The 26,290-nt window shown below is 46.6% G+C and carries 23 protein-coding genes, 1 pseudogene and 1 riboswitch; of the genes and pseudogenes, 8 read left to right on the top strand and 16 right to left on the bottom strand.

From position 1 onward, the window contains the following. Together G517_RS0109670 and G517_RS0109665 are read left to right on the top strand one after the other, a co-directional pair. Positions 1-533 (top strand): MBG domain-containing protein (locus G517_RS0109670; RefSeq protein ID WP_028304244.1); only part of this gene is annotated, 533 nt, incomplete at its 5' end. Between the two features lie 318 nt (positions 534-851). Continuing rightward, positions 852-4,070: an AfsR/SARP family transcriptional regulator gene (locus tag G517_RS0109665; RefSeq protein ID WP_028304243.1), complete on the top strand. Its 3,219-nt coding sequence runs from the start codon at positions 852-854 to the stop codon at positions 4,068-4,070. A 59-nt stretch (positions 4,071-4,129) separates the two neighbouring features. On the opposite strand, the gene G517_RS18560 is transcribed toward G517_RS0109665, so the two are convergent. Both G517_RS18560 and G517_RS20125 read right to left on the bottom strand, forming a co-directional pair. Continuing rightward, positions 4,130-4,633 (bottom strand): methylated-DNA--[protein]-cysteine S-methyltransferase, encoded by a 504-nt coding sequence (locus G517_RS18560; RefSeq protein WP_051206271.1) that lies wholly within the window; start codon positions 4,631-4,633, stop codon positions 4,130-4,132. A gap of 47 nt (positions 4,634-4,680) precedes the next feature. Further along, complete coding sequence (locus tag G517_RS20125; RefSeq protein WP_051206270.1) at positions 4,681-5,469, bottom strand: GGDEF domain-containing protein; 789 nt, start codon at positions 5,467-5,469, stop codon at positions 4,681-4,683. A 227-nt stretch (positions 5,470-5,696) separates the two neighbouring features. Between G517_RS20125 and G517_RS0109650 the strand changes: the two genes are divergently transcribed. Then, complete coding sequence (locus tag G517_RS0109650; RefSeq protein ID WP_051206269.1) at positions 5,697-6,368, top strand: 2OG-Fe(II) oxygenase; 672 nt, start codon at positions 5,697-5,699, stop codon at positions 6,366-6,368. 32 nt (positions 6,369-6,400) lie between these two features. Here G517_RS0109650 and G517_RS0109645 read toward each other — a convergent pair whose 3' ends face one another. From G517_RS0109645 to G517_RS0109630, 4 genes are all read right to left on the bottom strand, one after another. Continuing rightward, positions 6,401-6,811, bottom strand: coding sequence for a group II truncated hemoglobin (locus G517_RS0109645; RefSeq protein WP_028304241.1), 411 nt, complete (start codon positions 6,809-6,811; stop codon positions 6,401-6,403). Between the two features lie 43 nt (positions 6,812-6,854). Beyond that, positions 6,855-7,145, bottom strand: a complete 291-nt coding sequence (locus tag G517_RS0109640; RefSeq protein WP_028304240.1) for a GIY-YIG nuclease family protein — start codon at positions 7,143-7,145, stop codon at positions 6,855-6,857. Further along, complete coding sequence (locus G517_RS0109635; RefSeq protein WP_028304239.1) at positions 7,138-7,500, bottom strand: translation initiation factor Sui1; 363 nt, start codon at positions 7,498-7,500, stop codon at positions 7,138-7,140. The genes G517_RS0109640 and G517_RS0109635 overlap by 8 nt, the downstream gene beginning before the upstream one ends. Positions 7,501-7,592: 92 nt before the next feature. Continuing rightward, positions 7,593-8,438, bottom strand: coding sequence for a LysR family transcriptional regulator (locus G517_RS0109630; RefSeq protein ID WP_028304238.1), 846 nt, complete (start codon positions 8,436-8,438; stop codon positions 7,593-7,595). A gap of 197 nt (positions 8,439-8,635) precedes the next feature. Between G517_RS0109630 and G517_RS0109625 the strand changes: the two genes are divergently transcribed. Beyond that, complete coding sequence (locus G517_RS0109625; protein WP_028304237.1) at positions 8,636-9,289, top strand: glutathione S-transferase family protein; 654 nt, start codon at positions 8,636-8,638, stop codon at positions 9,287-9,289. A gap of 195 nt (positions 9,290-9,484) precedes the next feature. After that, the gene (gene proC / locus G517_RS0109620) at positions 9,485-10,318 is read left to right on the top strand and encodes a pyrroline-5-carboxylate reductase (protein ID WP_028304236.1); all 834 of its coding nucleotides are present in this window, start codon (positions 9,485-9,487) and stop codon (positions 10,316-10,318) included. A 42-nt stretch (positions 10,319-10,360) separates the two neighbouring features. Here proC and G517_RS20750 read toward each other — a convergent pair whose 3' ends face one another. The 6 genes from G517_RS20750 to tkt all read right to left on the bottom strand — a co-directional run bounded on the left by G517_RS20750 (position 10,361) and on the right by tkt (position 17,326). Continuing rightward, positions 10,361-10,504: a hypothetical protein gene (locus G517_RS20750; RefSeq protein WP_157833179.1), complete on the bottom strand. Its 144-nt coding sequence runs from the start codon at positions 10,502-10,504 to the stop codon at positions 10,361-10,363. Positions 10,505-10,626: 122 nt separating this feature from the next. Next, complete coding sequence (fba, locus tag G517_RS0109610) at positions 10,627-11,691, bottom strand: class II fructose-bisphosphate aldolase (protein ID WP_028304235.1); 1,065 nt, start codon at positions 11,689-11,691, stop codon at positions 10,627-10,629. A 217-nt stretch (positions 11,692-11,908) separates the two neighbouring features. Continuing rightward, complete coding sequence (locus tag G517_RS18550; RefSeq protein WP_051206267.1) at positions 11,909-13,117, bottom strand: phosphoglycerate kinase; 1,209 nt, start codon at positions 13,115-13,117, stop codon at positions 11,909-11,911. A 106-nt stretch (positions 13,118-13,223) separates the two neighbouring features. Further along, on the bottom strand, positions 13,224-14,294 hold the full coding sequence (locus tag G517_RS0109600) for a type I glyceraldehyde-3-phosphate dehydrogenase (protein ID WP_051206266.1): 1,071 nt from the start codon (positions 14,292-14,294) through the stop codon (positions 13,224-13,226). 166 nt (positions 14,295-14,460) lie between these two features. Beyond that, positions 14,461-15,171 carry a hypothetical protein gene (locus G517_RS0109595; protein WP_028304233.1) on the bottom strand — a complete coding sequence of 237 codons (711 nt, stop codon included), beginning with the start codon at positions 15,169-15,171 and terminating at the stop codon, positions 14,461-14,463. 148 nt (positions 15,172-15,319) lie between these two features. After that, entirely contained in the window at positions 15,320-17,326 is a 2,007-nt protein-coding gene (gene tkt / locus G517_RS0109590) for a transketolase (protein WP_028304232.1), read from the bottom strand. A 642-nt stretch (positions 17,327-17,968) separates the two neighbouring features. On the opposite strand from tkt, the gene metK reads away from it, so the two are divergent. The 3 genes and pseudogenes from metK (at position 17,969) to metF (ending at position 21,919) form a co-directional block, all read left to right on the top strand. Next, positions 17,969-19,159, top strand: a complete 1,191-nt coding sequence (gene metK / locus G517_RS0109585) for a methionine adenosyltransferase (protein WP_028304231.1) — start codon at positions 17,969-17,971, stop codon at positions 19,157-19,159. A gap of 181 nt (positions 19,160-19,340) precedes the next feature. Continuing rightward, a riboswitch (S-adenosyl-L-homocysteine riboswitch) is annotated at positions 19,341-19,421 on the top strand. Positions 19,422-19,436: 15 nt separating this feature from the next. Beyond that, entirely contained in the window at positions 19,437-20,831 is a 1,395-nt protein-coding gene (gene ahcY, locus G517_RS0109580; RefSeq protein ID WP_245543228.1) for an adenosylhomocysteinase, read from the top strand. A 256-nt stretch (positions 20,832-21,087) separates the two neighbouring features. Continuing rightward, positions 21,088-21,919: pseudogene (gene metF / locus G517_RS18545) on the top strand (methylenetetrahydrofolate reductase [NAD(P)H]). A gap of 39 nt (positions 21,920-21,958) precedes the next feature. Here the strand turns inward: metF and G517_RS18540 are convergent. The 4 genes from G517_RS18540 to G517_RS0109555 all read right to left on the bottom strand — a co-directional run bounded on the left by G517_RS18540 (position 21,959) and on the right by G517_RS0109555 (position 26,004). Continuing rightward, a complete protein-coding gene (locus tag G517_RS18540; RefSeq protein WP_036591062.1) occupies positions 21,959-22,735 on the bottom strand; it encodes a lysophospholipid acyltransferase family protein in 777 nt (258 codons plus the stop codon). Then, positions 22,732-23,667: a sugar nucleotide-binding protein gene (locus tag G517_RS0109565; protein WP_028304229.1), complete on the bottom strand. Its 936-nt coding sequence runs from the start codon at positions 23,665-23,667 to the stop codon at positions 22,732-22,734. The genes G517_RS18540 and G517_RS0109565 overlap by 4 nt, the downstream gene beginning before the upstream one ends. Positions 23,668-23,833: 166 nt before the next feature. Next, positions 23,834-24,601: a single-stranded DNA-binding protein gene (gene ssb / locus G517_RS0109560; protein WP_028304228.1), complete on the bottom strand. Its 768-nt coding sequence runs from the start codon at positions 24,599-24,601 to the stop codon at positions 23,834-23,836. Between the two features lie 38 nt (positions 24,602-24,639). Next, a complete protein-coding gene (locus G517_RS0109555) occupies positions 24,640-26,004 on the bottom strand; it encodes an MFS transporter (RefSeq protein ID WP_028304227.1) in 1,365 nt (454 codons plus the stop codon). Positions 26,005-26,290: the final 286 nt, after the last annotated feature.

The following is a 26,290-nucleotide window of genomic DNA, read 5'->3' as shown; positions in this document are numbered from 1 at the left end:
ATGTTTCTGTGCTGAACGGTTCTCTCAGCTGGGGCGGGACAGCCCAAGGTGCCGTCAATGCCGGTAACTATACCCTGCTCCCATCCGGCTTAAGCGCCAATAATTACAATATTAACTTTGTTGATGGCACATTAAGTATCGACCAAGCCCCCCTGACAGTAATGGCGCAGAATGCCCTTTGGGTGCAGGATGGCTCAAGCTGGTCGGGCGGTAATGGGGTGACTTACAGTGGTTTTGTGGCAAATGAAGACGCATCAGTGCTAAAGGGTGAACTGTTGTGGCACGGCAGTGCCGAAGGCGCCAATATGCCGGGCCAATACCGCTTGTCTGCCTCAGGCTTATCAGCCGACAACTACCAACTGACGTTTGTTGATGGTCAGTTGCATATCATCTCACCGATGGAGGCTGCGGGACCTCGCTACAGTCAGGCCGTGCAACAAGCTCAGTTGGCGTACCACTCAACCAACAATACGGAACTCACGAGTCAAAACACACAACTGAGAGTGGTAGGTACCGGTATTCTCTTGCCCTGAACACCCCTTTTTCTACCCACTTCGAAGCGCGGTCTCTGATCGCGCTTTTTTTGTTTTCACTCTCAATGTATCTCTGAATTTCAGCAACGCAGGTACTTCCCAGCTAGTATTCCTTCATACTGCAAACTTGGTCACACTTTATATGATTTGCCTGTTTAGAAAATTTAGGTATATTGAGCTGTCATACCAAGCAGACAAAGTTCTCCTTTGCGGTACGCAGGAAGCACGAACAAGTTAGGCACAATGTAGTGCCTTGTTAGGTTTTAAAAGCAAACCTGACGCCACCCAACATTGCTAGAATAATTAAATGAGACCAATATGCAGGTTCTTCCGGTCATCAGTAGCAAGCTGACCCCCCCATTAATATCTGGAATATTACGCAGAGATCGCCTGCTAAACTATCTTGATTCAGTCGTGAAGCCTCTGATCTGGGTCAGCGCTCCTGGGGGCGCAGGTAAAACCACATTGATAGCAGACTGGATTGAAGCACGGCAGCTAGATTGTATATGGCTACGCCTGGATGGATCTGATTCCTCACCAAGTACCTTTTTCCAACACTTGCTGCTCTCTATTCAGCAAACCTTACCTCATACAGCTTTAAATTTGGAAATTTTTACGCAAGCATATGCTTTGGACCCAGTCAGTTATGTGCTGAGGCAACTTAATATAATCGTAACTGATAACCCAGAAAAAAATCTATTACTCGTGCTGGATGACTATCATAACCTTAAGCAAGAATCACCAGTTCATAGCATAATAAGCAGCGTAATTGAACTTACAGAACATAATATAAATTTTCTAGTCATAAGTAGAGAGTCCACACCTCCAGAATATATCAATATAAAATCTGAAAATAAATTGAGCATCATTAACTGGGATGATATAAAATTTAGTATTGATGATACTCGCCATCTATTCAAATTAGAAACAGACAATAAGCTAACAGCTGAAGAAATAACAACTATCCACAAACAAAGCAATGGTTGGGCCGCAGGAATAAGATTAGCAGTCTCAAATATGGCGCGCCATGAGAAAAACAAAAACTCATTTACGAACATTAAAAGGAATAAAGATTTTTTCTACTTCTTTGCCAGTGACATAATGAAAAATCTAGACAGGGAAGTTGTTTATTTTCTTTCAAATACTGCATTTATGCCTTTCTTTACAGCTGAAATGGCCAATAATATCCCTGGGATAAAAAACAGTGAAATTATAATTAACTGGCTAATTAGTTCAAATCTATTCATAGAAGTTCATTCTATTAACATCAATGTTTTTAGCTACCATCCTATTTTCGGAGAATATCTAAAGAGTCATCATCGAGAAGAATATGGAGAAGAATCAGCTCGTAAAGCATCCCTATTAGCAGCATCAATGCTTCTGGAAAAAGGGGCCTATGAAGAGTCGATAGAGATCTATTTGGATCTGGAAAAATTCAGTGCAGCAAAAGAAATCATAAAGTCTAAATCTGAGCAACTAATTTCACAGGGCCGTATTGAGCAGCTTAGTACGTGGTTTAATGTAATCCCTGATGAAGAATTGCGACAAGACCCAGAACTCCTTCTTGTCTATGGACAAAGTCTACTTATTTCAGCTACCGACAAGTCTTGTAGTATTTTACTAAAATCTATTGATGGTTTTATCAAGAATAAAAAATACAGCATGGCATTACACGCTTACGGCTGTTATTTGGAAGCTCTCGCTATTTCTGGGAAGGACTATGATCTTTTAGAAGGCTGCTTATACAAGATGGATCGCCTACTTCAGGAACCCAGCCCTGATATTGAAAAGGCAGCTGAGAGCATTGCCTGCACCGTGTTGTTTGCGACCTCATTTCAGTCATTAAATCACCCTCTTCAGGAGCACTGGAAAGCGTATGCTGAGCAAGCAATTGAGAACTGCAGCGATCCTTTTGCACTACTCAAGCGCTGTAATAATATGATGATTTATTATCGTTTTGCTGGAGAGGATAGAAAAACCTACCATTTGATGGATATACTAGACCCCTTATGTCAGGAAATATCATCCATCCCTGTTCTTAAGCTACAAACTCAACTTATTTACGCTTTCCATTATGGCTATGTTTCAGGCAAAGGAAACAAAGCCGAAAAGATATGCAGAGATAGTATAAATGAAGGTGTAAAAAGTGGAATTCTGCTTTACGAGTTCTGGTTCAGGTATATTTTGGTTCTGACATTGTTACGTGATAATAAGTTTGCTGAATCAGATGAGCAGATCAAAGTTTTGCTGAATCAATATACATCGTTACCACCTGTACGCCGTGCAGATATTCTCACTCTTTCTGGGCTATATGCCCTTTATACCTCTGAATTCCATAAAGCGATTCATGACTTGGAAAAAGCATCTGATATGTATTATAACGCAGGTGCAATTTACCCTACTCATTGGTCAAATATCATACTGGCGCTTGCATACATTGAAAGTGGGGATATTGAATCATACGAAAGAACGCTGCATGAGATGTGCTCTTCCGACTGGCTAGGATCAACATACTTGGAGTACCAGTCTTTATGTGTTGAGGCATGGCTAGAGTTAAAAAACGAAGTACTCTATCCATACAAACTAGAAAAAGCTCTGTCGCTTGCTTATAAGAATGACTTTATTTTCATCCCGTTAATTGGAAAAGAAAAATTCTCAAAACTTTGCCACTTAGCCATTGAAAGAAACATTACTCCTGATTACATCAGAAAAATAATATCAGAACACCATTTACAACCTGAACGAAACAATCCATTTTTACACCTATGGCCCTACAAAGTGAGAATTTACACCTTAAGAGCCTTTAAATTGACCATGAAATGTAATGGGTCTGAAAAAGTTTTAAACTTGCAACAAAAACCTTTAGAGCTATTGAAAATAATTATTGCCCATGGCAGTTACAATGTACCTATTGATTTGATCTGCGATACTATTTGGCCAGATTCAGATGGTGATGCTGCATATAAATCATTTAAGACCACTTTGCACAGATTAAGAAAAAACATGGGAGACGATAGTTATATAATAAATCATAACAACACCCTATCTCTTTCAAAAGAATGTTGGGTGGATGCATTGGCATTCTGGGATCCTCTTGGGGAGATTAATAGCACCAATATTGAACGTGCCATAGACCTTACATCCTACTATCAAACCCCTTTTATGAATGAGGATATTCATTCACCTTGGACATTTATGGCTCGCAGTAGAACAGGAAAGAATCATAAAATTCTCCTAGAAAAAATTGCGAACTATTTTTTGAATAAAAATGAATCCACTAATGCTATAGAATATTTTGACCGAGCTCTTGATATCGACATAACAGAAGAAGATTATTATATTGGGCTTATGAAGTGTTACCATCATGAAGGTAGAATTGACCGCATCAAAGCAACCTATCAAAGATACAGTGACACCTGCCAGACACTACTAGACAAAGAGCCATCAGAAAGAGTAATAAATGCCTTCTCTGATCTAACGCATTCATTAGGTTCATCCTCTGGCGGTAGTGTTCAAAAGCCTGAGTTACCGCGATAGAAACTATGCTCCAGCGTTAGGAACATAGCTTTAGCCTGACGAATATCAGGACGCTCCAATTACTGAACTGAAGCCCCCTGCTCCATATCCAACAATTGCCGTTTTCGGGCAATGCCCCACCGATAGCCGGATAGGTCTCCATTTTTGCGAACAACGCGATGGCAAGGAATCAGTAAGGCGATCTCATTCGCGCCGCAGGCGCTAGCAACCGCTCGCACAGCGGTTGGCATCCCCAATTGCTCGGCTAGCTGGCTGTAGCTGACCGTTTCACCAAAAGGGATATCTTGCAGGGCTTGCCAAACCTGCTGCTGAAAGGCAGTGCCTTGAACATTTAACGACAAAGCAGGCAGGGGCTGTTTTTGCTGAAGCGCGGAGCAGATCTGATCCAGTGATGAACTCAGGTGTGTCGTAACCTGCCAGTGGCGATCAGGGAAAGTCTCTTGGGCAGCCTGCATAAGTGCAGCTTCGGTATCGCCGATATAAAGCAGGGAGATACCCGCTCCTGCTTCTGTCTCAGCCATCATTAAACAGCCCAGCGGTGATTCTGCGTATTGATAGATCACGGTATCTCTCCTTAGTTTAAGCTGTGCCCTTAACTTAAGCAGTGACCTTAAGCTGACTGTACTTGGCAGCGGCCATTTGCCTTTGCTTTATAAAGATAAGTATCGGCTGCAATAATGCCTTCTTGCAAGCTACCACTCTGGGCAATACTAACAACACCGGCACTCAGGCTGGTATGGATTTTACGGCCTAAGACCACAAGCGATTGATCCGTTAGCTGGCTGTTTAAGTATTGTAGCTGCTCAATAAGATCGCTCTCTCTCAAGCTGGACAGTAAAGCAAACTCTTCACCGCCCATCCGTGCGAGGAGGGCTTCTGGTTCAAAATGATCCGATAGCAATCGAGCAATATGCACCAGGACATGATCACCAATATCATGACCATAACGATCATTAACCTGCTTAAAGAAATCAAGATCGATAATAACCAGCGTTTGCGATTCAAACTCTAGGCGTCGAAGCCCTTCTTCAAAAAAAGCCCGTCGATTGGAGAGTCCCGTTAAGGTATCGGTATTAGCCTGCAATCGCAGGTCGTGTTCTAAAGAACGACGACGATGCACTTCTCGTTCGAGGGTATCGTGTTCTTCGGCCAGAGCTTTAAGCAGGCGATAATGAGGCCAACTAAGCACAGGGCTAATGACTAAAGGCGCTAAGATAGGCAGTAAAACCGCCAAAGGATGGGCAAAAGCCTCCGGGAAGGCAAAAAAATACAGGCCAAAGCAAACCGCCGCTGAAATCATAATAGGCAAAGCGATGGAGCGCCATAAATAGTCAAACAAACCCCGTTTCGCGACTCGTCTTGCTTTTTCGATGAGTACTGACCGATTACTACTGGGCATATCGCCTACCTTTCTGCCTTTTTATGTGTGCTGCATTATTCATTAATCTTTCCCCAGATGCACCCACCAACAAGCATGATGTCGCAATAAGTTGCATTTTATGTCTATCTTCTTGTAAAACAAAATACCAGAAACCTTATTCTAGGGCTTCTTTACGGCTAACGCTTGAGGTATAAGCTAGCTTAATAGAAAGGGTATTTGCCCTGTTAAGTTGAGCGAGAAGGCCATTGAAAGATCATTCTAAAGAGTCTTTACCCACTGCAATACAGCCCCAAGAGTTAATCAGCCAACCCGATATTGACCAAATGTGTTCTGCACTTTATCAAGAAGGCTGGGCGGTATTAGACAATTTTTTAAGTGGGTCTTTTATCCATTTGATGCGTGGCGACCTTATGGCACTGGATCAAGAGGAAAAGTTCCATAAAGCGGGCATTGGCCGCGAGCAGGATTTTATTCGTCGAGAAGATATCCGCTCTGATCGCATCTGCTGGTTAGACGATATTAATGACACCCAGCATCTCTTTATGCAGATGTTAGATCAGTTGATGACCGCGGTAAATCGTAGGCTGTTTCTCGGTATGAACCACTTTGAAGCCATGTATGCTATCTACGAACCCGGCCAGTTCTATCGTAAACATATGGACAGCTTTAAAGGCCAGCGTAACCGTATTATGACGTTGGTGTTTTATCTCAATCCAAATTGGAGCGCAGAACAGGGCGGAGAGTTAGTCCTGTATCCAGAAGAGGGAGATACACCGATTACGACACTGTTACCTAAGGCGGGTACGGTGGTGGCGTTTCTCAGTGAAGAGTTCCCCCACGAGGTACTCCCCACCCATGACACCCGTTACAGCGTCGCGGTTTGGTTTCGTATTCGTGAGGGTGACATTCCGATTTAATTCTACACAAGTTTTATCTGCCAGAAACAATACTAGCGGTTACGACAACGATCCGCAGGGAACATCAAAGCTTCCATTAAATAGGCTTTAAAGTCTTCGGGATAATCCTGCGTCTTTAGAGCCTCGGCCATACAGGCCAGCCAAGCATCTCGCTCTTCAAGACCGATATCCAAATGAGCATGGGCACGAGGAATAGCAATAGAGCCGTATTTCTCGCGGTAAAGTTTTGGCCCACCCAACCAGCCGCACAAAAAACGAAAGAGCTTGTCATTAGATTCGGTCAAATCATCATCGTGCATCTGTCGAATATGCTGGGCCTGTGGCAAAGTTGCCATAGCATGATAAAAGGCATCCACTAATGTTTTAATGCCCGCTTCGCCACCCGCGGTTTGAAAGGAGGCGTCACCATCACCGTAAGCTCGTTTATTTTGCGTATCACTCATAGCCTGACCTGTCCTTATTGAATCCATAGCTTAATATTCATTTCTATGAATATACTATTTTGCCACTGTCTGCATCAAAAGGGATACTCCCCTTTTCAAGCCATTGTAATTTTTGGGCTCGTTTTAACTGTTTGAAGGCATATTCCGCTTTTAGAGCCAAACTGCGGCTACCGATAACCTGCTGATGTCGCAGCTGGAAATGTTTCCGCCCCCGCATAAAACGCGCGCCTTTACCGGATTTATGCTCATCAAAGCGGCGCTCAACATCGGTAGTAATGCCGGTATAGAGTTTTTCGCCATCTGTTTCGATCACATACAAAAACCAATCAGCCACCAGCTTTTTTCACCTTGAAGCCTTTATCCGTTAGCAGTGTCATTAACAGATCTCGCTGGTCGCCTTGAATCTCAATCACATGCTCTTTTACCGCACCACCAACACCGCAACGGGTTTTTAGCTCTTTTGCCAGTTTTTTCAGCTCGGCTGGTGTCACCGGCACACCTTCAATCAACGTAACGCCTTTACCTTTTCGGCCTTTGGTTTCACGCTTCAACCGTACAATACCGTCACCTTCAGGCACGACATCATCCGCCTGCTTGCAGCTACAACTATCTACTGGCTGTTCGCAATCTGGGCATAAGCGGCCCGTTTCGGTTGAATAGACAAGGCTTTTTAACTGATCAAATGACATTGTTTTATCCACAGGCAGAAAATAAACGAAAACAGAAAGCAGTAAGTGTACTGAGCGCAGAGCTTAAGCTCAATCCAGTACCGAGACAAGGTTCACTCCGCCGCAAACCCTTGGCTAATCTGCTGCACCAATGCCGCGGGCATTTTTGGATGATGACTGGCCGACATCACCAAAACGACAGAGACCGAGGTTAATTCAGGTAACAAGGTACCGGCTTCAATCAGCGTTAAATCATCAGGCGCACTAGAGCGAATCATGGCACTGACCATGCCATTACGCCTGACCATTTCCGATAGGAGCAATGTACTGTTAGCGACCGTTAGCACTTTATAAGGTTTGCCTATTTTATCTAAGCCATCAAGAGCCGTGCTATGGAATTTGCAATCGGGCTCGGCCAGCGCCAGCGGTAAAACATCGAAATCATCCGGAGTCATTGCTGGAGGTAGCACCCAAACCCCACGATCCTGATACAGCAGGTAGCCTTCATCACTGTCAGCCCTTCGAGTCATCACCGAGAGATTAAGCTCCCCAGCATCCAGCTGAGGGCGCAACCGGCTACTAGAGCCACCAAACACCTGTATCTCAATATCTGGCAAGTAATCGTGAATCCGCTGAATAAGCGCAGGCATCACCGTCACCAAGTAATCATCGGGGCAACCGATCCTCAGAGGGCAACGCTCAGGTTCCTGCTGTAGTTTTTGTAACGCTTCATCATGTAGGTTAAGAATACGGCGGGCATAACTGACCAAAGCTTTACCATCTGGCGTCAGTGTAAGCGCCCGTCCATCACGCTCAAACAAGGCTTTACCTAATACCTGCTCCAGTCGTTTCATCTGCTGACTAACGGCGGCCTGAGTACGAAAAATCTGTTTGGCTGCCCGAGTAAAGCTACCCGTATCAACAATCGCCATAAAGGTTCTCAATAACTCTGTATCCATAACAACCTCAACCGTTGAATGATGGGCAAAACCTGATCATGACAGAAAATGATTCACGATAGGAAAGCAGATCAACAGAAACCATAAGCTCATGTTATAGCAGAGTTAAATTTTATTCGTTTGTTGGCAAGAAGCGCCAAGGGCAAACTGTGGCTACCGGCTAAAACAGCCCCTAATAATTTCTGAGGATATTGATGATGGCAAAGCCCGTTCTCGTTATTGGCAATAAAAACTATTCGTCATGGTCGCTACGCCCTTGGTTGCTGCTCAAGCAGTTTGGCATCGCCTTTGATGAGGTGCGTATTCCACTGTTCACTGAGCAGATGCCTGAGTTAATGGCAGAGCACACACCCTGTAACAAGGTGCCGGTACTAAAAGATGATGACTTTGCAGTTTGGGACTCTCTGGCGATCTGTGAATATATCAATCAGCATTTTTTGGTAGGTAAAGGCTGGCCAGAAGACCCGCGCCTAATGAGTCTAGGACGTTCAGCCGTGGCGGAAATGCATTCGAGCTTCCCCGATTTGCGTCATGAGCTACCCATGAATGTTCGTAGACGCTACGATGGCGTCAGTCTAAGCGCCGCCGCTCAAAAAGATAGTGATCGTATTATATCGCTTTGGCAGCAACTTTTGGCACACTCAAATGGCCCTTGGCTACTGGGTCAATTTTCCATTGCCGACGCTTTTTATGCGCCGGTAGCCAGTCGTTTTATGACCTACAACATTGAGCTACCCAGCGAGTTAAAAGCCTACTGCCAGCAGGTTCTAGCGCTTGAAGCCTATCAGGAATGGCTATCGGCCGCTAAAGCAGAGACTGAAGTGATTGCGGAAGAAGAGGTTGAGCTTTAAACCACTCACCTCTTAATCTTAAGCAACATCCTCAAAGCCGAGGATGTTCGCATCACCATAGCTATAGGCTTTTTCTTCACGCTATAATCCCCGCACGACGCTGTTTCAATGACACCATTTATCTTAATCGCACCCTTTATAGCGGCCTTTTTACCCGCTGAGAAGTGCAATAACTTATTCGCAGGGGAAAGTAATATGTCAGAAGTTTCATCAGGAAATATTTTAGTCATCGGTGCTGGTCGTATGGGTGGGGCGATCATCAATGGTTGGCTACAGCAGGGTATTGGTGACAAAACAATCTACATTGTTGATCCTAATGCAGAAGGGCTAAAGTCATTTACCGCTCATCAAGGGGTTTATGCGGTCGCTGATGTGTCCGGTATTCCGGCCGATATTCAGTTTGATTATGCTTTACTGGCCACTAAGCCGCAGGTAATTGAGCAAACACTGCCAACCTATAAGCACCTGTTTAACGCATCAACGCTATTGATCTCTGTTGCCGCAGGCACAACCAGCGAAACGCTAGCACGCTTGGCTGAACAGCCGATTAGCATTATCCGTATTATGCCGAATACGCCTGCCTTGATAGGCCGTGGCGTTATGGTCGCCAGCCCTAATGCACAGGTCAGCGATAAACAGAAACAGGCCTGCGAAGCCTTGTTTACACCGCTAGGTAACTTCTACTGGGTTGACGATGAAGAGCAGATGCATGCGGTAACCGCCGTTAGCGGCAGTGGCCCTGCTTATCTGTTCTATTTTGCGGAAGCGATGGTTGCCGGTGCGATCAGCACAGGCCTGCCGAAAGAGCTTGCCATCCAGTTAGCCTTGGATACCGTAACCGGTGCCAGCGCCCTACTTGAGCAAGATAATCGCGCACCGGCTGAGCTACGAAAAGAAGTCACCAGCCCTAAAGGCACCACCGAAGCCGCCCTCAATATTATGATGAACGATGACGCACTACCGGAGTTAATGAAAAAAGCGATGGCAGCGGCTGCCGTCCGTAGCGAAGAACTGGCACAGGGCAAGTAATCTCCAATGGCGAGATGTTCTAGTTGCGAGAGATTCAAACTGCTACTTCAAGCGCCGCTTTCGCTCCTGTTTACGTTTGTGACTGCTCTTGTGCCACTGCTGCATTTTTTGCAGATAAAACGGCAGCACCAAAAGCATCAGTACAATCACGATGCCGCTCATATGGTCGTGGATAAATGCTTCCATTAAAGCCTCCGAGCTGTATTGATCGCCTATTAAGCAAAAAACCCGTGACGCACTGTATAAGCGACACGGGTTTTTCAGCTTATAGCCTTAAAATCAGCTTTAACCCTCGTAAGGGCTCCTGCTTATTTTACTTTAGGGTCTAGCTCGCCGGTCAAATAACGCTCATACATGTCATCTAAAGACAGTGCATTAATCTTACTGGCGTTACCTGCGGTACCAAAGGCTTCATAGCGATCCACACAAACCTGAATCATGGCATCCATAGACGCTTTCAGATATTTACGTGGGTCAAATTCAGAAGGGTTTTCCGCAAGGAAACGACGAATCGCACCGGTAGAGGCCAAGCGCAGATCAGTATCAATATTCACCTTACGCACACCGTGTTTAATACCTTCAACGATCTCTTCCACAGGTACACCGTAAGTTTCTGGAATCTCGCCACCAAACTCATTAATAGTCGCCAGCCACTCTTGAGGCACAGAAGAAGAACCGTGCATCACCAGATGGGTATCAGGAATACGAGCATGAATCTCTTTGATACGGTCGATACGCAGAACATCACCGGTCGGTTTCTTAGTGAATTTGTACGCGCCATGAGAAGTACCAATGGCAATAGCCAAGGCATCTACACCGGTTTTCTTCACAAAGTCAGCCGCTTCTTCAGGATCGGTCAGCATCTGATCCATATCCAGAGTGCCTTCTGCACCAACACCATCTTCTTCACCGGCCTGACCGGTTTCAAGAGAACCTAAGCAACCCAGTTCACCTTCCACAGAAACGCCACAGGCATGAGCCATTTCAACGGTACGACGGGTTACTTCTACATTGTACTCGTAAGATGCGGGCGTTTTGCCATCATCCATCAGAGAACCGTCCATCATAACCGAGCTAAAGCCAAGCTGAATAGAACGCTGGCAAACCGCAGGGCTGGTGCCGTGATCCTGATGCATACAGACAGGAATATGTGGAAACTCTTCAACCGCCGCCAATATCAGGTGACGTAAGAAAGGAGCACCCGCGTACTTACGCGCGCCAGCAGAAGCTTGAACAATAACCGGAGAGTCAGTTTTGTCTGCCGCGATCATAATGGCACGCATCTGCTCTAGGTTGTTGACGTTAAAGGCTGGTACGCCGTAACCGTGCTCGGCAGCGTGATCCAGCATTTGGCGCATACTAATTAAAGCCATGAGTGTTTCCTTTTAAAATCGTCAAAGAATCAATAAATAATAGCAGAACGATACCTCGCTAAAGGCTCTGTTCGCCCAATGGCGCTAGTGTATCGCGAAAAAGTATGTATCGCGAAAAAGCCGGTCAGACTCGGTTTCTGCAGCCCTATCCCTTTTACAGGTAGAAACCAGCATCCAAGCCCCCGGCTTTTTTTATATCATTTTTAAGCGATGTAAATTAGTCGCAGCAGCCATTACCACAGCAAGTATCTACATCACCCGCTTGCAGTTTAGCAGCCAATTCTAGCGCGGCAACTGCAGGTAGTTTTTTACCTTCTACGTATTCAAGAAAAGCACCGCCACCGGTTGAGATATAGGATACTTTATCTTCAATATCGTATTTGTCGATAGCCGCCAAAGTATCACCGCCGCCAGCAATCGAAAAGCCTTCACTTTCCGCAATGGCAAGAGCCAACGCTTTAGTGCCGTTGCTGAATTGTTCGATCTCAAAAACGCCCACAGGGCCATTCCAAAGAATGGTTTTAGCATCTTTTAGTTGAGCCGCCAATTGTGCCGCAGTTTCTGGACCGATATCCAGAATCATTTCATCATCAGCCACTTGGTCAACTTTCTTCACAACTGCTTCGGCAGTGTCGCTAAACGCTTTAGCCACAACAACATCCACGGGAATAGGAATAGAGCCTTTCGCCATAATCCCCTTCGCCACATGAATCAGATCCGCTTCATATAACGATTTACCAACATTATAGCCTGCGGCTGCAATAAAGGTGTTGGCGATACCCCCACCCACGATCAGCTGATCGCACTTGCTCGCTAGAGAGTTAAGCACTTCTAGCTTCGTCGATACTTTAGAACCACCCACAATAGCGGCCATCGGTTTAGCCGGATTAGCCAAGGCTTTTTCCAACGCATCCAACTCCGCCGCTAGCAAAGGGCCAGCGCAGGCTAACGGGGCAAAACGGGCAACACCGTGGGTCGATGCTTGGGCACGGTGGGCCGTACCAAAAGCATCCATCACATAAATATCACACAAAGCGGCATAAGCACGGGACAGATCGTCTTCGTCTTTTTTCTCGCCCTTGTTAAAACGCACGTTTTCTAGAACAACCAGCTCACCTTCAGCCGTTTCAACGCCATTCAGGTAATCTTTCTCCAAACGTACCGGACAACCCAAAGCTTCAGCCAGATAATCCGCAACCGGAGCCAAAGAGAACTCTTCAGCATACTCGCCCTCAGTCGGACGGCCTAAATGCGACATTACCATCACTTTAGCGCCAGCTTTTAAAGCGCGCTGCATTGTGGGCAACGATGCACGAAGACGAGCATCAGAGGCTACCTTGCCATCTTTAATCGGTACATTCAGATCTTCGCGGATTAGGACGCGTTTTCCGGTTAGTTTCAGATCGGTCATTTTTAATACGGTCATCAGTTTTCCCGCCGTTTAGTGTCGTTTCAGAAGTCATTTACTTACAGGCTCTTAGCCTGCAAGCTCGTCCGGGGAATTGCTTATTTTATTATTTTTTTCAGCTTATCTAATGCGCTTTTAACCAGCTTAAAGCAACATCAAGCATACGGTTGGCGTAACCCCACTCGTTATCAAACCAACAGAGAATTTTTACCATGCGCTTACCCGATACACGGGTTTGAGTACCATCGACAATGCCAGAGCGCGGATCATGGTTAAAGTCTACCGAGGCGTGGGGCTCTTCGGTATAGCCCAATAGGCCAAATAGTTGATTTTTCGCCGCATCGGATAGCACTTTGTTAATCGCCTCAGTGCTGGTATCGGTCTGCACACACAGCGTCAAATCCATCGCAGAGACATTCATGGTCGGCACCCTAAGATGCAAAGATTCAAACTTGCCCGAAAGGTGAGGTAACAACCGATCAATCCCCTTCGGTAAGCCCGTATCCACCGGCACAATAGAACTCATCGCCGCACGGGTTAAACGTAGATCGGTTTGATGGTAAGCATCAATCACCGGCTGATCATTCATCGCAGAGTGAATCGTCGTCGTCACACCATGAGCGATACCAAAGTGGTCATCAATCAACTTTAAAATCGGAACAACACAGTTGGTGGTACAAGAAGCGCTGGATACAATCGTCTGCTGCTGATTCAGTTCATGCTGGTTCAGGCCATAAACAATCGTCGTATCAACATCCACTTCCGCAGGCTGGGAGAATAACAGCTTTGCCGCACCGCTATTAAGATGCCGTTGAGCAGTAGCGCGATCTTTAAAAGAGCCAGAGCATTCTAGCAAGAGATCAACACCCAGTTCACCCCAAGGTAATGCCTCAGGCTCCGACTGGCTCAACACTCGGATAGGCTGGCCATTAATCAACAGGCCCTCGGCATCAGAACTCACCGGCACCGGAAAACGACCATGGGTAGAATCATAACGTGTCAGGTAAGTAATCGTCGCAAGATCCGACAACTCATTAAGCGCCACCACCTGAATATCAGCGCAATCCTCACGCTCATAGCACGCACGCAGCACACATTGGCCGATACGACCGTAACCATTAATAGCTAACCTGAACTTTGACAAAGCCCCACCTGCGCTATTCGTAATAGAATCACGACAGCTTGACTGCAACATCCTGAAATCTGTTTATAAGATCCAAAAAACAGAGCAAACCGTCGAAAAAAGGTGGGGTATTTTCCCGCATATCACGCTGCAGCGCAAACTTAGCGGGAGGAATGGGGGTAAAAAAAGCTTAACCGAATAGACAGGCAGAGCGTAACCCTGTCATGAAATAGCCTTGTTAGCTCATTTTTCGTATTAGTTTGAGCGAAAAGCTTGGATCATCGTCTAGTAACGGCTCGCCCAACATGACGTTATAGTCCGTGAGTTTCGAACGGGCCCATCTCAATATATCGGATTTTCTGAAACAAGAACGATAGCCCTCATAACTAAAACTGTGATCATTAAGGGAGTACGATACTTTGATTTTTAACTTTGAGGGAGAAGGTTCTGTTTCATTTACTTCTTCGAGGCCAAGATAGCTCCATTCCCCAAACTCATCCCTGGACTCAAAATTAAGACGCCCCCCTATTTCCACGAGATCTCTGTCGAAGAAATCGATCAAGACTAACTCTCGGGGAAATGATAGCAATGAAGTCGCTAGACGCTCAAAATACTCAGAAGAATCCCAATAAGCAGAAACCCTACAAGCGATGACAATGCGGGTAACCGGAAGTGTGGCTATAAGCTGCGTAATATCACCAACCTGAAATCCATTTATATGTCGATAGCACCTTTTGGCATTATCAGTAATAGATGATGAGTGATCGACAAATGTCACAGGCATATCATGCGCCAAATAGGATGCGCTTTCCGGGAAGCCAGAAAAAACGATAGGCATGCGTGTATCGCCAAGTTCGTTCTTGATGCGTTTTGCAATTTGAAAGGGATCATGAAATGTACGGTAAATTCTCTCCCAATCGATATCACCTGAATATAGATCCTTGTTCATATTTGCCTTAAAACAGTTAACGAGGCTGTAGAGAACTTCTGCCTCAAAAATTGATCATTTTTTTGTACTAAAAATACAGAAACCAAAAAGGCAGCCACATCGGGCTGCCTTTCTTGCGCTTTAAAGCGGAGGACTTATCTTATAAAGATTAGTCGTCCAGCTCTTCCAGCAGTTCGTCAACGGTGCCGACGATGTTGTCGGTGGTGAAGCCGAACTCTTCAAACAGTTGGTTAGCCGGTGCGGATTCACCGAAGCTTTCCATACCGATGATGGCACCTTCAAGGCCCACATATTTGTACCAGAAGTCTTTGTGAGCGGCTTCAATAGCCACACGAGTAATCACGTCGGCAGGTAGTACAGATTCACGATAGGTTGCATCTTGCCCATCAAATAGATCCGTTGATGGCATGGATACAACGCGAATTTTCTTACCTTTTGCGCTCAGTTCTTCCGCAGCGGCTACGGCCAGTGCAACTTCTGAACCGGTGGCGATTAGAATGGCGTCAGCGGTGCCTTCGCAATCTTTTAGTACGTAGGCGCCACGGGCGATATTCGCCAGTTGCTCATCGTTACGAGGCTGGTGAGCTAAATTTTGACGAGACAAAATCAAAGCTGTTGGGCCGTTGTCGCGCTCTAATGCAGATTTCCAAGCAACAGCGGTTTCTACGGCATCGCAAGGACGCCATACGCTCATATTTGGTGTGCCACGCAGGCTAGGGATCTGTTCAACCGGCTGGTGCGTTGGGCCATCTTCACCCAGACCGATAGAATCATGGGTAAATACGTAGATAGCGCGCTGTTTCATCAGTGCCGCCATACGTACGGCGTTACGGGCGTATTCCATAAAGATCAGGAAGGTTGCGCCGTAAGGAACAAAACCACCGTGCAGGGCAACACCATTCATGATGGCAGCCATACCGAACTCACGGACACCGTAGTGCATGTAGTTACCGGATGCGTCATCAGCGGTGATCGCTTTTGCGCCATTCCAGAAAGTCAGGTTGGATGGTGCCAGATCCGCTGAACCACCAAGAAGTTCTGGCAGTTCTGGGCCAAAGACATTCAGGCTGTTTAGGGATGCCTTACGGGTTGCGACTGTTTCGCCTTTCTCTTGGCTGGCTTTAATATAAGCATTCGCCTTTTCAGAGAAATCTGCAGGTAGATCACCTTTCATACGACGATCCAGCTCAGCGGCTAGCTCAGGGTAGGCCGCTTTATAGGCTGCAAAAGTATCATTCCATGCATTTTCCAGCGCTGCGCCTTTTTCCTGGGCGTTCCAAGCGCCAGCAATATTTGCTGGAATTTCAAACGGTGCATGGTGCCAGTTTAGGCGTTCGCGGGTTAGTGCGATCTCGTCATCACCCAGAGGTGCGCCGTGGCAATCTTCTTTGCCTTCTTTGTTTGGCGAACCAAAACCGATAATGGTTTTACAGATGATCAGGCTTGGCTTGTCAGATTCTGCTTTAGCAGCTTCTGTAGCGGCTTTAATTTCATCAGGGTTGTGGCCGTCTACTTTAACGACATGCCAGCCGTAAGCGTCAAAACGCTGGGCAGTGTTGTCGGTAAACCAGCCTTCCACTTCGCCATCGATGGAGATGCCATTGTCATCATAAAAGGCGATCAGCTTACCCAGACCCAGAGTACCTGCCAGTGAACATACCTCGTGAGAGATACCTTCCATCATGCAGCCATCACCTAGGAAGGTGTAGGTATTGTGATCAACGACCTTATGACCTTCACGGTTAAACTGACCGGCTAAGGCTTTTTCGGCAATCGCCATACCAACAGCATTAGCCAAACCCTGACCCAATGGGCCAGTGGTGGTTTCAATACCCGGTGCGTAACCGTGCTCTGGGTGACCTGCTGTTTTAGCGTGCAACTGACGGAAGTTTTTCAGATCATCAATAGATAGATCATAACCACTTAGGTGCAACAACGAATAAAGCAGCATGGATCCGTGGCCGTTAGACAAAACAAAACGGTCGCGGTTAACCCAGTTAGGATTTTGCGGGTTGTGCTGTAGGAAGTCGTTCCATAGTACTTCAGCAATATCAGCCATCCCCATCGGGGCGCCGGGGTGACCGGACTTGGCTTTCTGGACAGCGTCCATGCTTAGGGCGCGGATGGCATTAGCTAAATCAGAACGGGAAGGCATGCTTTCCAGACTCCAAGGTGTGTGGCTTGGCCACAAAATATAGGTTTCATGACTTGCAACATTTATACGGCCATCTGGCTAAGTCTGGGATATCTGAACCGATAAACAGAACAGTATCTGAAAAGCAGACCTACCCAGATAGACACACAATCGAAGCAAACCACCGGAAAATAGGCGCTTATTGTCGCTGATCTGGCGTCAGGCTTCAAACCTTTGCCGTTATTTATCTGCAAGGTTGACGATTTAATCAGTTAAGGCATCCAGTTACCCCCTTGTTACGTAATAATGAATTCGCCGCAGGTACATTTTAATAAATTTCACTGTATATAAAGTGAATACAGTTGCTACAATTGTGTACTCAAACTTAAGCGCGTCCAACGGAGTCGCAAAAATTTGCCTTTTTTAGTCCGTTTAAATTAAAGGTTTTCATTTTTGTGTTTTACTCATTTTTTGTATTGAAAAATGGGCTTCTTAGGTCTTACGCTCGATTTGGCTGGTTTTTAGCCCCTAAAGTTAATCAATCCAGTCGGTCGAAAAACCAACAGGTGGGCGGTCTCCGCCGATCTGTTACAGGAGGTCAGGTCTTCTCTGAGGCTTGGCTAATTCCTTATTTTTAACTCCTTTGAGGGTAATAAGAGAATCATGAGCGAATACTCTTTATTTACGTCTGAATCTGTTTCTGAAGGCCATCCAGATAAAATTGCTGACCAGATCTCTGATGCCGTGTTAGATGCGATTTTGGCTGAAGATAAATACGCCCGTGTTGCCTGTGAAACCATGGTGAAAACTGGTGTTGCCATTGTTTCTGGTGAAATTTCTACATCCGCTTGGATCGACCTAGAAGATTTAGTTCGTGGCGTTATTAACGACATTGGCTACACCTCTTCTGATGTAGGCTTTGATGGCAGCACTTGCGGCATCATTAATCTGATTGGTAAGCAGTCTGTGGATATCGCACAGGGTGTCGATCGTCAAAAGGCTGAAGACCAAGGCGCTGGCGACCAGGGTCTGATGTTCGGTTATGCATCAAACGAAACTGATGTATTGATGCCTGCACCAATCACTTTTGCACACCGCTTAGTTGAGCGCCAAGCCGAAGCCCGTAAAAACGGTCAACTGCCTTGGTTGCGCCCTGATGCAAAATCTCAGGTCACTTGTCGCTATGAAAACGGTAAAGTATCTGCGATTGATGCGATTGTTCTGTCTACTCAGCATAACCCTGAAGTAAGCCAGAAAGATCTGCGTGAAGCGGTTATGGAGCTGATCATCAAGCAGGAGCTTCCTGCTGAATTGCTGACTAAAGACACTAAATTCCATATTAACCCAACCGGCAACTTTGTTATCGGCGGCCCTGTGGGTGACTGTGGTCTAACCGGTCGTAAGATTATTGTCGATACTTACGGTGGTATGGCTCGTCACGGTGGCGGGGCATTCTCAGGTAAAGATCCTTCCAAAGTTGACCGTTCTGCCGCTTATGCTGGCCGTTATGTGGCGAAAAATATCGTGGCAGCGGGTTTGGCGGATCGTTGTGAGATTCAGGTGTCTTACGCAATTGGTGTTGCCGAGCCAACATCGGTTTCTATCAACACCTTTGGCACGGGCGAGATTTCTGACGAAGCGATTATTAAGCTGGTTCGTGAGCACTTTGACCTACGCCCCTTTGCGATTACTCGCATGTTAGATCTACTGCATCCTATGTATCGTCTAACCGCCGCATACGGTCACTTTGGTCGTAACCCATTTGAGATGACGGTGGGTAATGACACCTTTACCGCCTTCCCGTGGGAAAAAACCGATAAAGCCGATGACCTGAAAGCCGCTGCGGGCCTGTAAGACCGACGCTTGAAGGCAGATGCTTAAAGCAGCTTGCCTTTGTGCTCAAGTCTTTTAAGACTGGGCGCACCCCAAAGCAGGAGCTTGCTCCTGCTTTGCTGTATCTGATTTTTGGTCTGTTTGAGTCAGTGGATTCCACCAGCTTAAACAGATGGCTCTATCTCATTAGAGCATTTCACACGACACTGAGGGGCGCTGCAACGGAGCTTCCTCCGCTACGCTCAGTCTCGTGCCAACTTAATTGCAAGGGCGCCCATTCATCCGAATGGAGAAACCTATGAGCTTCACTGACTATAAAGTCGCTGATATTACTCTTGCTGACTATGGCCGTAACGAGATCCGTATTGCAGAATCTGAAATGCCTGCACTAATGACGATCCGTGAAAAGTACCGTGCAGAGCAACCGCTTGCCGGCGCTAAAATTATCGGCTGTATTCACATGACCATTCAGACTGCGGTTCTGATCGAAACACTGGTCGCGCTGGGTGCTGAAGTTCGCTGGTCTTCGTGCAACATCTTCTCAACTCAGGATCACGCGGCCTCTGCTATCGCCGCACAAGAGATTCCTGTATTCGCATGGAAAGGTGAGACTGAAGACGAGTACGTTTGGTGTCTGGAACAAACCATCAACAAAGATGGTAGCCCTTGGGATGCCAACATCCTACTGGATGATGGTGGTGATCTTACCGCTCTGATCCATGAGAAATATCCAGCGATGCTGGATAACATCCACGGTGTTTCTGAAGAAACCACCACAGGTGTACACCGTCTGATCGAAATGATGAACAAAGGTACCCTAAAAGTACCTGCAATCAACGTTAACGATGCTGTTACTAAGTCGAAAAACGACAACAAGTATGGCTGTCGCCACTCTTTGAACGATGCTATCAAGCGTGGTACCGATCACCTACTATCAGGCAAGAAAGCCTTGGTTGTTGGCTATGGCGATGTTGGTAAAGGTTCTGCCGCGTCTCTGCGTCAGGAAGGCATGATCGTATCCGTGACTGAAGTTGATCCTATCTGCGCTATGCAGGCTTGCATGGACGGTTTCGAAGTGGTTTCTCCGTTTATCAACGGCCAGTTCGACGGTACAGATGCGTCTATCAATGCACCTCTGCTACAGAAAACAGACTTGATCGTTACCACCACCGGTAACTACAATGTTTGTAATGCCAACATGCTAAAAGCCCTGAAAAAAGGCGCGGTGGTATGTAACATCGGTCACTTTGATAACGAGATCGATACCGCATTTATGCGTGAAAACTGGGCTTGGGATGAAGTTAAACCTCAAGTACACCGTGTCTTCCGCGATGCAAAACCAGGTAGCGACATCAACTTAGACAGCGATGATTATCTGATTCTGCTATCTGAAGGCCGTCTGGTTAACCTAGGTAACGCCACTGGTCACCCGTCACGCATTATGGATGGCTCTTTTGCTAACCAAGTACTGGCTCAGATCCACCTTTACAAAGCCGGTTTTGCTAGTCTGCCTGCAGAAGAAAAAGCGGCAAACATCACCGTTGAAGTTCTGCCTAAGCAGCTGGACGAAGAAGTTGCTCGTTATATGGTTGAAGGCTTCTGCGGTGTGATTACTCAACTGTCCACAGAACAAGCGGATTATATCGGCGTACCTGTCGAAGGCCCGTTCAAACCAGAAAGCTACAAGTACTAAAAGCAATAAAAGTACTAATCACTCACGGTCTGAAATACCAATCACGGCCATAGCCTGATTAGCACCCACAGCTCGGCAGTTTTGTCGGGCTGTTTTTTTGCCTGCCAAACAGGTTTACAACAAGCCAATTTGAGCATTCTTGCTTTTCTATGAGTTTTACTCATAAAGATAGAAAAAATTTTCACTAGCCCCTCTGCTATAAACCCTGTAAAAAGTAATAAGAAACGTCACAGTAAAACTTTTTTGGAATATAGCCATGAGCCAGCCTATCGATATCAGTTTTGAATTCTTCCCCCCTAAAACCCCGCAAGGTCAGGAGAAATTGCGTGTTGTTCGGGACGAACTGGCGGCAATGAACCCTGCATTTTTCTCCGTCACATACGGGGCAGGAGGTTCTACTCAAGAACGTACCATCAAAACCGTACAGGAGATGCGCGAAGCTGGTATCAACACCGCGCCGCACCTGTCCTGTGTTGGCAGCAGCACCGAGAGTCTGCGTGATCTACTGAATTTCTATATAGAGAATGGGATAGACCGTATCGTTGCTCTGCGTGGTGACTTACCTTCAGGTATGGGCTCTCCTGGCGAGTTGCGCTACGCCAACGAACTTGTGGAGTTTATTCGTAAGGAGACCGGCGATCACTTCCATCTAGAAGTTGCTGCGTATCCTGAGACCCATCCACAGGCGGCTAACTTTGAGGCTGACTTGCTGAACTTTAAAAAGAAAGTAGATGCGGGTGCTAACAGTGCTATTACTCAGTATTTCTTTAACGCCGACAGCTACTTCTATTATGTTGAACGTTGCCAAAAACTGGGCATCGAGATCCCCATTATTCCGGGTATTATGCCGATCACAAACTACAGCAGCCTAGCTCGCTTTAGTGATGCCTGCGGTGCAGAAATTCCACGCTGGATCCGTAAGCAGCTTGAATCTTATGGTGATGATAGCGCCAGCATTCGCAAGTTTGGTGAAGAGGTGATTACAAATGTGCGAGCAGCTGATCGCCGGTGGCGCACCAAGCCTACACTTCTACAGCATGAATCAGACCGAACCGAACCGTGCTATTTGTAAGAATTTAGGGCTATAAAAAGAACGATAGCCTCTTACCTCCAAAAGCGTCTTATTCTTAAGACGCTTTTGAGTCGTTAGTCGTTGATGCATCAACATCATGAGATGTAGGTGCAGGTAACTCAGAAATGCGGTCAACTTGAGACTCTAGCCATGCGGTTACTTCCGCATGAATCTCATTAGCATGGCGACCTTCGGTCTGAATCAAAGGCCCAAAGACAACCTTGATCGTCCCTGATTTCTTTTGCAGCGCACGGGAAGTCCAATGCTCACCGCCATTATGGGCTACAGGTAAAATAGGCACGCCAGCATTAGCCGCTAACATCGCTCCGCCTTTTTTATGACTGCCCCTAGAACCTGGCTCGGTGCGCGTTCCCTCAGGAAAAACCAGAACAGATAAGCCTTCCTCTAACCGCTCTTTACCTTGTCTTAATACTTGCTTCATCGCCGCAGCGGGCTTTGCACGATCAACAGCAATCGGCTTTAACGCTGCAAGTCCCCAGCCGAAGAACGGAATTTTCAGCAATTCACGCTTAAGTACGGTACTCATCGGTTGAGCTACAAGCTGTAGATAGATCGTTTCCCATTCGGACTGATGGTTACTTAAAATCACCATTGTCTGATTTTTAGGAAGGTTTTCTATACCCTCCACTTCCGTACGAATACCACAGGTTAAGCGTAACCAAATCAAAACAAACCAGTTAAAGCGAGTAATCAACCAAGCTCGTGCCTTGTATGGCAAAAGAAAGCCAATTGGCACAAAAACACAGCTCGTTAAGAGTAAAACGACGAGATAGCCCAGATAAAAAATAATACTGCGTAGGGCTGTAATCATGCGGTTGGTTCCTCTTTTTCTACTTGAGCAGCTTTTTCCGCTTGCTCTTGAGCTTCATTTTGATCGGCAATACGCTCAATAGCCTCAACTAAGGCAGGGCGCCAGCTACGTTGCTTAATGCCATAATGATCCATAATTCTTTGGCAATTCATCTCACGGTGCAAGGCCTGCTTACCGGCCAAGCCGAGCACCGCAGCAGAAACACCGCGAACCTCTTCCATACCCTCAAGAATGCCACGCTCTTGGGCCAGCTCTATCACCTGTTCAGCAAACTGAGCCCGTGAAATAGGCTCTACACCGGCGTAATGGTAAGTCCCCCAGCATTCAGCGCCAGTATCAAGTTGCTGGATCATGGCAAGTACCACTCGTCCCGCATCAGATACCGCTGTCGGTGACAAGGTAATATCCGCAGCCTCTTGAAGCTCTTGCGGCTGGCTGGCTTGGTCCAGCAAATGCCTTAGCCATCCACCTTCAGAGCTATCAAACAAACGGCCTAAACGTAAGATGACATGGCGCTTTAGCAGCTGTCGAACGGCTTCTTCACCCTGCCATTTGGTTTCACCGTAAGTGTTAATCGGGTGTACCGTATCTTTCTCATTAAAGGCGCTATTTCGGGCTTCGCCTATCACTTCATCGGAAGAGATATGGATTAAAGCAACACTTTGATCCAGACAGATATGAGCCAGATGGTCAGGAAAAATAGCATTTAACTGCCAAGCTCGATCTGGGGATGCGTCAATTTGTGCAAGGTCATCAAACTCTAGGCTATTAACCACAAAATCAGGTGTTGCCTCTGTTAATTGACGCTGCAATTCAACCGAATCACTGGCATCGCCTTGATAGGCCGTACAATGAATTCCTCGAATCTGCCCTGCATGCTCTAGCAGGCTCTTCGCTAAATTGGATCGATCTTCTGTTAGAAAGATATGCATAATTCACCCTAGCAGTAATACCCTGGTCGCCATCAAAATACACCGCTAGCACGGCAGAACCGACTGGCGCTGAACCATTTCACGTTGCTCTATTCCAGTGCGATACTGTTAACCAGTACAGTACTGTTGGCCAGAACAGTTGTTTTGGCCAGAACAGCAATATGGACTAGAACGGAATATCATCATCAAAGTCATCAAAGCTTTGCGCTGGAGCACTGGCAGGAGAACCAAAGGCAGTACCGCCTTGAGGAGCCGCAGCCTGTTGAGGCGCTGCTTGATGTTGTGGAGTCTGTTGCTGAGATGGTTGTTGTTGAGACGGTTGCTGTGGCGCGGCTTGATACTGCGGTTGTTGCTGAGGAGCTGATTGCTGAGGCATCTGTTGTTGAGGGGCCTGTTGTTGAGGGGCCGGCTGCTGAGATGCCTGCGGCGCAGATTGAGCGTAATCAGGCTGCTGATACGGGTTTGCCGCTTGCTGAGGGGCTTGCTGTTGGAAATTATTCGGCTGCGCTACTGGATTATTACCGTAGCCTCCTTGATTACCGCCACCCATGTTCGAACCGCCACCCATGTTAGCGTTATCACCACCGCGACCATCCAACATCTGCATTTGACCGTTAAAGCTATCCACAACCACTTCAGTCGTATAGCGATCATTACCGCTTTGATCCTGCCATTTGCGGGTTTGCAGCTTACCTTCAACATACAGCTTAGAGCCTTTCTTAACATACTGGCTCACGATGTCCGCGAGCTTTCCGAAGAAGACAACCCGATGCCATTCTGTTTTTTCTTGGCGCTGACCACTGTTCTTGTCCATCCAGCTTTCGCTCGTCGCTAGCGTAATATTAGCCACTGCGCCGCCATTAGGCAGATAACGAACTTCTGGGTCTTGGCCTAAATTGCCGACCAAGATCACTTTATTAATACCGCGAGACATAGTTTACTCCAAATATTCTGTATTTATTCACTGTCGGATCAGGCAATAGCACCCGCTAGGGCCTCATCATCAAAATATGCTTTATCAATTTTCATATAGGCTGCGTGTTCTTCTTCAATTACAACAACCTCTTCAACGCCCGGTAAAGCTAAGAGCTTTGTAACAAAACCATCAATATCCTGTCGCCAATGCTCCGGTAATGGCACCGCTTTACCCGTTAAGTGTTTAGGAGGAGCCATCGGTAGAACCACCACGGCCCAAAGCAAGGCTAAAGCACCACAGGTTGTAAGAACTGCATCAATACCCCAAGCTCCATAAAGCCAGCCGCCAGCCGCACCGCCCACAAAGGCACCAAAGAACTGACTACTGGAATAAACCCCCATCGCGGCACCTTTCTGACCGGCTGGAGATAGCTTGCTGACCAGAGAGGGTAAGCTCGCTTCCAACAGATTAAAGGCCATAAAATAGACGAACAACAGCAGAAAGAGCGCTATACGGCTATCTGCCGTTAAGCTGCCCATTAGAAGCTGGGCAAAGGCAACCAAAGCGATAGCGAAAATGAAAATAGGCTTCATTTTGCGTTTCTTCTCCGCCACGATAATAAAAGGAATCATCGCAAGGAAAGAAAGAATCATAACGGGTAGATAGACAATCCAATGATACTGAACCATCAGATCCAGCTCTATCATGCGCAATGGGATAACCACAAAGGTTGCGGTCATAATCAGATGTAAAATAAAAATACCGAAGTCTAAGCGCAACAACTCAGGGTGTCGTAGTATTTTCTTTAACTGCCCCTTCTGAACGCCCGTATCACGGTGCTTATCATAACGCTGGGGCGTGGGTACCCACTTCCAGATAATGGCTAAGCCCACACTGGCTAAAAGTGCAGTGAACCAGAATAATCCCTCCAAACCATAGGGCTGAGAGATCACCGGGCCAAGCACTAAGGCAACGGAGAAAGACAAGCCGATACTGATACCCACAACGGCCATCGCCCGCATTCGCATCTGCTCACGGGTCAGATCTGACAACAGTGCCATCACGCTACTGGCAATCGCACCGCTTCCCTGCAAACAGCGTCCCATAATCACGCCATAAATAGATTCCGACATGGCCGCGACAATACTACCCGCAATAAAAAGCAGCAAACCAAAAACGATAACGGTTTTTCGGCCTATTTTATCGGATAAAAACCCAAAGGGGATTTGTAACAAAGCCTGAGTTAAGCCGTAACCACCAATGGCCATGCCGATTAGGGCCGGTGTTGCACCCTCAAGATCAGCGCTATAAATAGATAATACCGGCAGCACCATAAAAAGGCCGAGCATGCGCAATACATATAGCCCAGCCAGCCCGGATACTGCTCGACGCTCACCGCTTGTCATCGATTCAATACTCATCCAGCCCTCTTACCCCGCAGAAGCTAATAAACACGACCAAGACATCACTTATGCGCTGCTTATATGCACCGCGTATATAGGTCGGCCAAGAATAGCCGGACATTTTACTCCGGTTAAGGTACACAATACCACCTTGGTTAAGATGCAATATCCCCAGGCATAAGAAGACGTTGTTTCAACGAGATCTGATAGCAAACCCTGTTATAGCATCCAGTGTCTCTCTATAATACTTAGCCCCAAACATTGGTGCACTTCCATTCATCAATGCCATTTACGATTAAAGTTA

Origin of the sequence: Oceanospirillum maris DSM 6286, from assembly GCF_000422865.1 — a bacterium.
GTDB classification, from domain to species: domain Bacteria; phylum Pseudomonadota; class Gammaproteobacteria; order Pseudomonadales; family Halomonadaceae; genus Oceanospirillum; species Oceanospirillum maris.
This window is presented reverse-complemented; position numbering and strand designations above follow the sequence as displayed.